The sequence below is a fragment of the Steroidobacter sp. genome, from assembly GCF_016790065.1.
GTDB lineage: Bacteria > Pseudomonadota > Gammaproteobacteria > Steroidobacterales > Steroidobacteraceae > Steroidobacter.
The window spans coordinates 1-7,216 of the sequence record NZ_JAEUPY010000888.1 but is presented as its reverse complement, the minus strand read 5'-3'; the positions used below and the strand labels follow the sequence as shown (position 1 = coordinate 7,216).

At 62.3% G+C, this 7,216-nt stretch carries 8 protein-coding genes; 6 read left to right on the top strand and 2 right to left on the bottom strand.

Translation table 11 applies throughout. The features are described from left to right. The 6 genes from JNL55_RS35750 to JNL55_RS35725 all read left to right on the top strand — a co-directional run. Positions 1-337: protein-L-isoaspartate O-methyltransferase family protein (locus JNL55_RS35750; RefSeq protein ID WP_293866339.1), on the top strand; the 337-nt coding region annotated here is incomplete at its 5' end. 12 nt (positions 338-349) lie between these two features. Beyond that, positions 350-691, top strand: coding sequence for a rhodanese-like domain-containing protein (locus JNL55_RS35745; RefSeq protein WP_293866336.1), 342 nt, complete (start codon positions 350-352; stop codon positions 689-691). 159 nt (positions 692-850) lie between these two features. Beyond that, on the top strand, positions 851-2,269 hold the full coding sequence (locus JNL55_RS35740) for a TolC family outer membrane protein (protein WP_293866334.1): 1,419 nt from the start codon (positions 851-853) through the stop codon (positions 2,267-2,269). 131 nt (positions 2,270-2,400) lie between these two features. Beyond that, the gene (locus JNL55_RS35735; protein ID WP_293866332.1) at positions 2,401-2,949 is read left to right on the top strand and encodes a (2Fe-2S)-binding protein; all 549 of its coding nucleotides are present in this window, start codon (positions 2,401-2,403) and stop codon (positions 2,947-2,949) included. Next, positions 2,946-5,324 carry a xanthine dehydrogenase family protein molybdopterin-binding subunit gene (locus JNL55_RS35730; protein ID WP_293866330.1) on the top strand — a complete coding sequence of 793 codons (2,379 nt, stop codon included), beginning with the start codon at positions 2,946-2,948 and terminating at the stop codon, positions 5,322-5,324. Before JNL55_RS35735 ends, JNL55_RS35730 begins: the two co-directional genes overlap by 4 nt. Positions 5,325-5,326: 2 nt before the next feature. Beyond that, positions 5,327-6,292 carry an FAD binding domain-containing protein gene (locus tag JNL55_RS35725; RefSeq protein WP_293866328.1) on the top strand — a complete coding sequence of 322 codons (966 nt, stop codon included), beginning with the start codon at positions 5,327-5,329 and terminating at the stop codon, positions 6,290-6,292. A 9-nt stretch (positions 6,293-6,301) separates the two neighbouring features. Here the strand turns inward: JNL55_RS35725 and JNL55_RS35720 are convergent, their stop codons facing one another. Together JNL55_RS35720 and JNL55_RS35715 are read right to left on the bottom strand one after the other, a co-directional pair. Further along, positions 6,302-6,505, bottom strand: coding sequence for a hypothetical protein (locus JNL55_RS35720; protein WP_293866326.1), 204 nt, complete (start codon positions 6,503-6,505; stop codon positions 6,302-6,304). Positions 6,506-6,949: 444 nt separating this feature from the next. Next, positions 6,950-7,216: acyl-CoA dehydrogenase family protein (locus tag JNL55_RS35715; protein ID WP_293866323.1), on the bottom strand; the 267-nt coding region annotated here is incomplete at its 5' end.

Genomic DNA, 7,216 nt, shown 5'->3' with positions numbered 1-7,216 from the left:
GGAAATATTTCCAGAGCTGGCCGAACTCACCCGGCGCAACCTGTTCGCCGCGGCGGTCAACAATGTGTCGGTCGAGGTCGGCGACGCCCTGCAGCTCACCGAACAGTCGGCTTACGACGTGATCGCGGTGACCGGCTCGCTACCGCTGTACGATGAGCGCTTCCAGCAGGCGCTGCGCATCGGCGGCCGCTTGTTCGTCGTGGTCGGCCAGGCGCCGGTCATGGAAGCCTGGAAGGTGACGCGCGTGGGCGAACGTGAATGGCAGCGCGAGAGCCTGTTCGAGACCGTGCTCGCGCCGCTGGTGAACGCCCCCCGCCCGTCGGAATTCGTGTTCTGACCGGATACCCCCATGAGCAATCCGCAACCGATCGCCGAAATCACCCCCGCCGAATTCTTGGCCCGCCGCCAGCGCGGTGACGTGCTGACGCTGCTCGACGTGCGCGAGGGCTGGGAGCTCGGCGTCGCCAGCGTGCCGGCCGAACAGCAGGTGGTGCACATTCCCATGGGCGAAGTGGCCGATCGTCTCGGCGAGTTGGACAAGAGCAAAGAAGTGGCGGTGCTGTGCCGTTCCGGCCGGCGCAGTCTGGAAGTCGCCAAGTTCCTGCAACAAAACGGCTTCCGCACGGTTAACGTCGCGGGCGGCATCCTCGCCTGGTCGCGCGATCTGGATGCAACCATTCCGACGTATTGAAACGTCTCAAGGGGCGCCACTGAACGCAGGGACGGTGGCTTAACAGCGCGGTCCAGTGGCATGAATGGTTAAGCGCAGCCACGCCGCGTCGTCACGCCATTAATTAATTCGCCAGCGTGTCATCATTCGGCGAATGGAACTGGGACTGGAACGCACAAGATGAAAGTACGCGCCCCGCTACTCGTCGCCGCCTGCAGTTTGCTCCTCACCTCGGCCGCAACCGAGGCCGCCGACCTGGTTGCCGTCTATCAACGCGCCTTGCAGAACGATCCGCAGATCCGCGAAGCGGACGCCAATCGTCTCGCCAGCCGCGAATCCAAGCCGCAGGCACTGGCCGCGCTGTTACCGCAGTTCGAAGTCAGCGGCTCGTATACAAAGATCGATGAAGACAGCGGTCGCACCACGCTGACGCGCAGCGACCCCGCCGATCCGCTCAGCCCGCTGGTGCCGATCAATATCAGCAGCACCTCGGACCTCACCGCCAAATCCTATGATCTGAGCCTGCGTCAGACGCTGTTCCGTTGGGATCAATGGATGACGCTGCGTCGTGCCGACGCGGAAGTGGCGCAAGCCGAGGCGGATTATCAGTTCGCTCAGCAGGATCTGATTCAGCGCACGTCGCTACGTTACTTCGACGTACTCGCCGCGCAGGACACGGTCGACGCCGCGCAGGCCTCGCTGGACGCGTTTTCTCGGCAGTTGGAACAGGCCGACAAGCGCTTCGAAGTGGGCTTGATCGCCATCACCGACGTTCAGGAAGCACGCGCCGCGCACGACCAAGCCGCCGCTGCATTGATTCAAGCGAAACGTTCCCTCGCCACCGCTCGCGAGCTGTTACGAGAACTCACTGGCGAATCGTTCGACACGCTCGCCACGCCGGTAGATGACATGCCGTTGAAGTCGCCCGAGCCGGCTGACGAGGAAAGATGGGTCAGCACCGCGCTGGACCAGAATCTCCAAGTCATCTCCGCGCGCCTGGCCACCGACATCGCCAAGCAGGACGTGCGCGTGGCGCGCGCCGGACATTTGCCATCCATCGATCTGGTGGCAAGCCGTGGCGATCAGGACTACACCGGCGATCAAGTCGGTCGCAACCAAGCCGGCGTGTCCCGCGCGCCTGCCGACTCGACCCAGACCACTGATTCCATCGGCATCCAAGTGACCGTGCCGATCTACTCGGGCGGCGCCACTTCGTCTCGCGTGCGTCAGCAGGTTTATCTGCACCGCGCGGCTCGTGAACGCCTGGAACGCGCCAATCGCGAAACCGAACGCTCTGCTCGCGACGCTTATCTCGGCGTGTTGAGCGAAATCTCACGCGTACGCGCGCTCAAACAGGCGCTGGAATCCAGCCGCACCGCTTTGCAGGCAACCGAAGCTGGCTTCGAAGTAGGCACTCGCACCACCGTGGACGTGCTCGATGCACGCCGTCGGTTGTTCGAAGCACAGACCAACTATGCACGCAGCCGTTACGACTACATCTTGAACGTCCTACAGCTGCAGCTGGCGACCGGAACACTCGACCGCGCCGATCTCGAAGAAATCAACGCGTCACTACGCGAGCGCCCGATTACACGCTGATCTCGCGCGCCCCCACTCACGGGGCAGGCGCCGGAACTCAACCGGCGCCGAAGCGTTGCCGTAATTGGTCGACATCACGTGCGACCGGCACAGGGACCTGGCGCTGAAGGATTGGCTTCACGGAGGCTCCCATGAACGTCGCCACCCGTAATATCTCAGGCAGCGAAACTCCCGACACTTTGGGTCCGGAACCCGTGTCGCTGTCTCTCAACGTCAACGGCGAAATACAAACCGCGCTCGCCGACCCAGCGACCACGCTGGTGGAGTTCCTGCGCGACGCACTCGGACTCACCGGCACCAAGATCGGCTGCGACCGCGGCGCGTGCTCAGCATGCACCGTGTGGATCGACGGCGAAGTCGCCGCCAGTTGCATGACACTTGCCTTCGATGCGCGCGAGCGAAGCATCACCACCATCGAAGGCCTGAGCCGCGAAGGCAAGTTACATCCGGTACAACGCGCCTTCATCGAGCACGACGCGCTCCAGTGCGGGTTCTGCACGCCGGGCATGGTGATGAGCTGCGCACACTTGGTGAACAACAATCCTCGCTGCACGCTCGAAGATGTGAAGACCGCGATCTCCGGCCACCTGTGTCGCTGCGGAACGTATCCAAACATTTTCAAAGCCACGCTGGCTGCGGCCGAAGCCGTGCGCGCTGACGAGAAAGAACCCGCGACATGAGCGACGCGGCCCCCACTCAAGAACGTCAGTTACAGGCCGGTATCGTCGGCGACCGCATGCAGCCGGTCACTCGCAACGTACCCGGCTCGGAACCACCCGCATGGCCCATCAACGCTGAACTGCAGGTCGTCGGCAAAGACGTCCCACGCATGGACGCGTTGGACAAAGTCACCGGCCGTGCACGCTACACGTTCGATGTACAACTGCCCGGGATGCTGTACGCGCGCACACTCAACAGCACTGTGCCGCACGCACGCATCAAGTCTATCGATACCTCACGCGCCGAGAAGTATCCCGGCGTCCGCGCCGTGCATGTGCTGGAACGTTTGCTAATGGTTGCGCAGTTGCGCGACCCAGGCGACGAAGCAAAGCAGCCCTACCCCACCGTGCGCTTCACGGGACAACCTCTCGCCGCGGTCGCTGCGACATCAGCACGAGCTGCCGAAGCCGCGTTGGCGCTGATTCGAGTTGAATATGAACTGATCCCCCACGTCACCGAGCTGGAACAGGCGATGCAGACGGACGCGCCGCCCGTGTTTCCTGGTCCCACCGAACAAGCTGCCACCGCGGGCGGCGGCGGCGCGGCGAAAGGCTTGCCTCAGAAAGGCAACTTGCGCGGCCCCAGCAAAGGCGGCTCACGCGGCGACACTCACTGGGGCTTTCGCGATGCCGACGTGATCGTCGAAGGCGAGTATCGCACTCAAGTGCAAACTCACACGCCGCTCGAACCGCACGGCATCGTTGCCGACTGGCGCGACGACGAACTGACTCTGTACTCATCGACGCAACACGTGATGAGCGTGCGCGACGAAGCCGCAGATGTTTTCAATCTGCCCAAGGAAAAGATCCGCGCGATCAGCGACTACACCGGCGGCGGCTTCGGCGCCAAGTACGGCATCGGCAACTACGGCATTCTGGCGATCCACCTGTCGCGCAAAGCTCGCGCGCCGGTGCGCATGGTGCTGGACCGGCGCGAAGAACATGTGTCCGTCGGCAATCGACCCAGCAGCCTGCAACGACTCAAGGTCGGCGCCAAACGCGACGGCACCTTGACTGCCATCGAATTGCACAGCTTCGGCAGCGGCGGCGTCGCCGCGGGCGCTAGCGTCGGCTCATGTCACCACAACATGTATCCGTGCCCGAACGTGAGCATCGAACATTACGACGTGTTCACCAACGGCGGGCCATCCACAGCGTTTCGCGGGCCCGGCCAGGTGCAAGGCATCTTCGCGTTCGAACAAGCCATCGATGCTATCGCCGCCAACCTCGGCATGGACCCAGTGGCGTTACGAGACAAGATCGACACGCGCGACGCCGACGATGTTCGCGCCCGCGCTGCCGAGCGACGCATCGGCGTAGAGAAATTCGGTTGGTCGAGGCGGCGCGCGCCGGCTAGCGACTCGGGCCCGGTCAAACGCGGCGTGGGCATGGCTCAGTCCATGTGGCCTTACATCGTCAACCGCTACGCCACTTGTGAGATTCGCATCAGCGGCGACGGCTCTGTCGATGCGTTCTGCGGCACGCAAGACATCGGCACCGGCACGCGGACTGTGTTCGCGCAAGTCGTCGCTGAAGAACTCGGACTTCGAGCCGAGGATATTTCTGTGCACGTCGGCGACACTCGCTATCCACCGGGACCGCCTTCGGGTGGCAGTCGGGTCACGAGTTCGATGACTCCCGCCGCGCGTAACGCCGCCTATGCCGCAGCTCGCGACATCGCCTCGCGAGTTGCACCGCTGTTGAATGTTCAGGCCGATGACTTAGTGTTCCGTCGCGGACGGATCGAGAAGCGTGACGATCCGTCGGTGTTCGTTGGCTTCGCCGAAGCGCTGAAACGCGCCGGCATCGATTCGCTCACGCATCGCGCTGATCGCCGCGACGACTACGAAGGTTACGCGCGCAAAGCCGGCGATCTACACATCAGCCCGCACGCAATCGGCGGCGTGCAGTTCGCTGAAGTGAGCGTCGACACTGAGACCGGCGTAGTCAAAGTGGAGCGCGTGGTCGCCGTGCATGACTGCGGCCGCCCAATCAATCCCAAGCTGGTCGAAAGCCAAATCCTCGGCGGCGTGGTTCAAGGCGTGAGCTTCGCGCTGTACGAAGATCGTCGGCTCGACGGTGCCACCGGCGTGCAGCTCAACGCCAACATCGATCAATACAAAATCGTCGGCTCTCGCGAGACGCCGCAGATCGATGTGCACCTGATCGAACTTCTCGGCCGCCAATCCTCCACCGACGCTCGCGGCGTCGCCGAACCCGCCAACGTCGCCACTGCCGCTGCGATAGCCAATGCTTTTTTCAATGCCACCGGCAAACGCATCTACACGTTGCCCATGACACCCGCGAACGTGCTCGCGGCCCTACGGTCGGAGTGATCATGCAGAGCTTCGAGTGGGTCGATGCCAAGTCCGTCGCAGAAGCTGCGTCGCTGCTCGCTGCTACTTCAGCGCAGGCACCCGTGGTCGCTAAAGCCGGCGGGTTGGATTTGCTCGATCTCATGAAAGAACGGATCGTGCGGCCATCGCGGGTCGTGAACTTGAAGTCGATCTCCTCGCTCGGCGAGCGGACTCTCGACAATTCAGGCTTGCGGCTCGGCACGTTGGTGACTTTGGCACAGATCGAACGCGATGCTGGGATTCGCTCGCACTATCGCGCGTTGGCTGAAGCAGCCTCGCATGCAGCTACGCCTCAAGTGCGGAATGCCGCCACCATCGGCGGGAATTTACTGCAGCGGTCGCGGTGTTGGTATTTTCGAAACGAACACTTTCATCAGGTCGCTGAGGCGGATCATAGCGAGCATCAGTATCACGCCATCTTTGATAATTCGGAGACGGTGATGGTGCATGCTTCTACGCCGGCGACCGCTTTGGTCGCTTACGATGCGAGCGTGCATTTGACTCGCTCCGACGGTTCGTCGCAGAGTGTGTTGCTTAGTGAGTTTTTATTGCCGCCATCGATGCAGCGGGATCGCGACACTGCCATCGCCGATGGTGAGGTTTTGACGCACGTTAGCGTGCCGGCTATTACCGCGGGCACGCGGTGTGCTTATTTCAAGCAGACGGAACGAGATAGTTACGATTGGCCCATCTGCGACGTCGCTGTCGTTTTGCAGATGAGCGGCGACACGATCGCTGCCGCCAAGATTGTTCTGGGATGGGTTGCTCCGACGCCGCGTCGTGCTCTTGCTAGCGAAGAGCTTTTGGTTGGCCGGCGTGTCGATGAGTCGCTAGCTTCGGCGGCAGCCGCTGCGGCTGTCCGCAGCGCTACTCCGCTTGCTAAGAATGCTTATAAGGTGGATGTGCTCGCTGCTGTTATTAAGCGGACGATCCTTACGGCCCGCTAAGCAGTTGGCTTAGCCGCGATAGCCGAGCAATCGGGCTGGCAAGAACAGGATTGCCTTCATCAGCGCAAACGTCGCTTGGATGACCACGCCCAACGCCACGAACGGGAGTGAGATCAGCCAGAGCAGCGGCATCAGCAAGAGCAACAGCAATGCCAATGGCCAGGCGACGATAGCCACCAAACACCAGACGAACACAACTAATACGAAAGTCATTGCCCTCTCCCATCAAGTCGCCCCACCGCCGCCTTTACAAGGCTGGCCAGTGCTCTTGTGATTGAGACGTGACACAGAGGTAGAAGGTTGCAGCGCTGGCTAAAGAGCAGCACTCACCGTCTTTCGGAGGTTTTGCATGGGGAAAGACACAGATCGGAGGCGGAGGAGGACGCCGGCTCTCACCCGAAACGCGCACCTGACCTGAAGGCGCCGGCCGAGGTGCCCTCCCTCCTGCCGGCAGCTTCGACGTACAGGGACGTGCTAGTCGCAGCAGCGCTCACCATGGATGTGCGGCAAGCAGCGCAACGCGCTGCGGCCGTGCGCGGTGCCGGGCAGGAGGGAGGGCACCTCGGCCGGCGCCAGCCACTGAGGCCTCCGCCTCCGACTCCGAAGTCGGCGCAAGCCGACTAAGCCTCAGCGAGCACCGCGAAGCGAGCAACCAAATCAGCTCCCGCGAGTAACCGGCATATCAACGTCAACACCGGGCGTCCCAGCATGACGAGCCAATTCCAACTTGGCGATGGCATTCCGATGAACCTCATCCGGCCCATCCGCCAAACGCAAAGTGCGTTGCCCAGCCCAAAGCTTAGCCAACGGGAAATCGTTGGAAACACCACCCGCGCCATGAGCCTGAATCGCCCAATCGACCACCTGCAAAGTCATATTGGGAACAACGACTTTGATCAGCGCGATCTCCTGCTTGGCAACCTT

Coding starts and splice junctions, on each gene's coding strand:
- JNL55_RS35745 (WP_293866336.1), top strand. CDS start 350: ATGAGCAATCCGCAACCGATCGCCGAAATCACCCCCGCCGAATTCTTG.
- JNL55_RS35740 (WP_293866334.1), top strand. CDS start 851: ATGAAAGTACGCGCCCCGCTACTCGTCGCCGCCTGCAGTTTGCTCCTC.
- JNL55_RS35735 (WP_293866332.1), top strand. CDS start 2,401: ATGAACGTCGCCACCCGTAATATCTCAGGCAGCGAAACTCCCGACACT.
- JNL55_RS35730 (WP_293866330.1), top strand. CDS start 2,946: ATGAGCGACGCGGCCCCCACTCAAGAACGTCAGTTACAGGCCGGTATC.
- JNL55_RS35725 (WP_293866328.1), top strand. CDS start 5,327: ATGCAGAGCTTCGAGTGGGTCGATGCCAAGTCCGTCGCAGAAGCTGCG.
- JNL55_RS35720 (WP_293866326.1), bottom strand. CDS start 6,505: ATGACTTTCGTATTAGTTGTGTTCGTCTGGTGTTTGGTGGCTATCGTC.